This is a genomic window from Variovorax sp. GW821-FHT09D04, from assembly GCF_059416405.1.
This window is the reverse complement of the sequence record NZ_JBWKPA010000015.1, coordinates 98,367-102,214: the sequence shown is the minus strand read 5'-3', so window position 1 is coordinate 102,214 and position 3,848 is coordinate 98,367. Positions and strand designations below refer to the sequence as shown.

Below are 3,848 nucleotides of genomic sequence, written 5' to 3'. Positions count from 1 at the left end.
GCACGACGAACAGCAACGTCAGCAGCCTGTCGACGTCGACATCGTCTGGCTTGAGCACGGCGACGAGCAGCATCGACAGTCTGTCGACTTCGACCTCGTCGGGTCTGAGCACTGCCACCAGCGGCATCTCCAGCCTGTCCACTGGCTTGAGCACGACCAACAGCAACGTCAGCAGCTTGTCGACCTCGACGTCGTCTGGCCTGAGCACCGCGACGAGCAGCATCGACAGCCTCTCCACGTCCACATCGTCGGGTCTGAGCACGGCCACCAGCGGTATCTCGAGCCTGTCCACGGGGCTGAGCACGACGAACAGCAACGTCAGCAGCTTGTCGACCTCGACCTCGTCCGGTCTGAGCACGGCCACGAGCAGCATCGACAGTCTTTCGACTTCGACGTCGTCCGGTTTGAGCACTGCCACCAGTGGCATCAACAGCCTGTCGACCGGTCTGAGCACGACCAACAGCAATGTGAGCAGCCTGTCGACGTCCACGTCGTCAGGGCTGAGCACGGCGACCAGCGGCATCGCCAGCCTGTCCACCGGCCTGAGCACCACCAATAGCAACCTGGACAGCTTGTCGACATCCACCTCGAGCGGCTTGAGCACGGCAACCAGTGGTATTTCGAGCCTGTCGACTTCGACGTCGTCTGGCTTGAGCACGGCGACGAGCAGCATTGGCAGCCTTTCGACCTCGACGTCGTCTGGTCTGAGTACTGCGACCAGCGGTATCTACAGCTTGTCCACTGGCCTCAGCTCCACGAACAGCAACCTGGACAGCCTGTCGACGTCCACGTCGAGTGGCTTGAGCACGGCCACCAGCGGTATCTCGAGCCTGTCTACGGGCCTGAGCACGACCAACAGCAACGTCAGCAGCCTGTCGACCTCGACGTCGAGCGGCCTGAGCACTGCGACCAGCGGCATCTCGAGCCTGTCCACTGGCCTGAGCACAACGAACAGCAATGTCAGCAGTCTTTCGACCTCGACGTCGAGTGGGCTGAGCACGGCCACGAGCGGCATTGAGAGCCTCTCGACGGGTCTGAGCACGACCAACAGCAACGTGAGCAGCTTGTCGACGTCTACGTCGTCGGGCCTGAGCACGGCCACGAGCAGCATCAATAGCCTCTCGACCGGCTTGAGCACCGCAACCAGCGGTATCTCCAGTCTGTCGACTGGCCTGAGCACCACGAACAGCAACGTGAGCAGCCTGTCGACGTCCACGTCGAGCGGGCTGAGCACGGCCGCGAGTGGCATCGATAGCCTGTCGACGGGGCTCAGCACGGCGACCAGTGGCATTTCCAGCTTGTCCACTGGCCTGAGCACGACGAACAGCAATGTCGGCAGCCTGTCGACCTCGACGTCCTCGGGTTTGAGCACGGCTACGAGCCGCATCGATAGTTTGTCGACCGGTTTGAGCACCGCAACCAGCGGTATCTCCAGTCTGTCCACCGGTCTGAGCACCACGAACAGCAACGTCAGTAGCCTGTCGACCTCGACGTCGTCGGGTTTGAGCACGGCGACCAGCGGCATCTCGAGCCTATCCACGGGCCTGAGCTCGACGAACAGCAATGTCAGCAGTCTTTCGACCTCGACGTCGTCTGGCCTCAGCACCGCCACGAGCGGCATCTCCAGCCTGTCCACGGGCCTGAGCACGACGAACAGCAACGTGGGCAGCCTGTCGACTTCGACATCGTCGGGTCTGAGCACGGCCAACAGCCGCATCAACAGCCTGTCGACTTCCACGTCGAGCGGCCTGAGCACCACGAACAGCAACCTGGACAGCCTTTCGACCTCGACGTCGAGTGGCTTGAGCACGGCGACCAGCGGCATTTCGAGCCTGTCGACGGGTCTGAGCACGACGAACAGCAATGTGAGCAGCCTGTCGACTTCAACGTCGTCCGGCCTGAGCACTGCGACCAGTGGCATCTCGAGCCTGTCGACCGGCCTGAGCACCACGAACAGCAACGTCAGCAGCCTGTCGACGTCTACGTCGTCTGGCCTGAGCACGGCGACCAGTGGTATCTCGAGCCTGTCGACCGGCTTGAGCACCACGAACAGCAACGTGAGCAGCTTGTCGACCTCTACGTCGTCTGGTTTGAGCACTGCGACGAGCAGCATCGACAGTCTGTCGACCGGGCTGAGCACGACCAACAGCAACGTCAGCAGTCTCTCGACCTCGACGTCGTCGGGGTTGAGCACGGCTACGAGTCGCATCGATAGCTTGTCGACCGGTTTGAGCACCACGAACAGCAACGTCAGCAGCCTGTCGACTTCGACGTCGAGTGGCCTGAGCACTGCTGCCAGCGGCATCGATAGCTTGTCGACCGGCTTGAGCACGACCAACAGCACTGTCAGCAGCCTCTCGACTTCGACGTCGTCGGGTTTGAGCACTGCGACCAGCGGCATCTCCAGCCTGTCCACGGGCTTGAGCACGACGAACAGCAACGTGAGCAGCTTGTCGACCTCCACGTCGTCTGGCCTGAGTACTGCGACGAGCAGCATCGACAGCCTGTCGACCGGGCTGAGCACGACCAACAGCAACGTCAGCAGTCTCTCGACCTCGACGTCGTCGGGTTTGAGTACGGCAACCAGCGGCATCTCGAGCCTGTCGACGGGCCTGAGCACCACGAACAGCAACGTGAGCAGCTTGTCGACCTCGACGTCGTCTGGCCTGAGCACTGCCACCAGCGGCATCTCCAGCCTGTCCACGGGCTTGAGCACGACGAACAGCAACGTGAGCAGCCTGTCGACCTCGACGTCGTCTGGCTTGAGCACGGCCACGAGCAACATCGATAGCTTGTCGACGGGGCTGAGCACCACGAACAGCAACGTGAGCAGCTTGTCGACCTCCACTTCGTCTGGCTTGAGCACTGCGACCAGCGGTATCTCGAGCCTGTCCACCGGCCTGAGCACGACGAACAGCAACGTGAGCAGCCTGTCGACGTCCACGTCGTCCGGCCTCAGCACCGCTACCAGCGGCATCGACAGCTTGTCGACGGGTCTGAGTACCGCAACCAGCGGTATCTCCAGCCTCTCCACGGGATTGAGCTCGGCAACCAGCGGCATCTCCAGCCTGTCCACCGGCTTGAGCACGACGAATAGCAACGTCAGCAGCCTGTCGACTTCAACGTCGTCGGGACTGAGCACGGCCACGAGCGGCATCGACAGTCTCTCGACCGGCTTGAGCTCGGCGACCAGCGGCATCTCGAGTCTGTCTACTGGTCTGAGCACAACGAACAGCAACGTCAGCAGCCTCTCGACCTCCACGTCGTCTGGTCTGAGCACAGCGACGAGCGGCATCGACAGTCTCTCGACCGGCTTGAGCTCGGCGACCAGCGGTATCTCGAGCCTGTCGACGGGTCTCAGCACAGTGACCAGTGGCATCTCCAGCCTGTCGACCGGCTTGAGCACGACGAACAGCAATGTCAGCAGTCTGTCGACGTCGACGTCGTCCGGTCTCAGCACCGCTACCAGCGGCATCTCCAGCCTCTCCACAGGCCTGAGCACCACCAACAGCAACGTCGGTAGCTTGTCGACTTCGACGTCGAGCGGCATCTCCAGTCTGTCGACCGGCCTGAGCACGGCGACCAGTGGCATCTCCAGCCTGTCCACCGGACTGAGCACGGCGACCAGTGGCATCTCCAGCCTGTCCACCGGACTGAGCACGACGAACAGCAACGTGAGCAGCCTCTCGACGTCTACGTCGTCTGGCCTGAGCACCGCCACGAGCGGCATCGACAGCCTCTCGACCGGCCTGAGCACAGCGACCAGTGGCATCTCGAGCCTGTCCACTGGCCTGAGCACCACGAACAGCAACGTCAGCAGCCTGTCGACTTCGACGTCGAGCGGCCTG

1 protein-coding gene is annotated in these 3,848 nt (G+C 62.5%); it reads left to right on the top strand.

The genetic code is table 11. From position 1 onward, the window contains the following. Positions 1-3,848: beta strand repeat-containing protein (locus tag AC07O4_RS29855; protein WP_495306407.1), on the top strand; the 3,848-nt coding region annotated here is incomplete at both ends.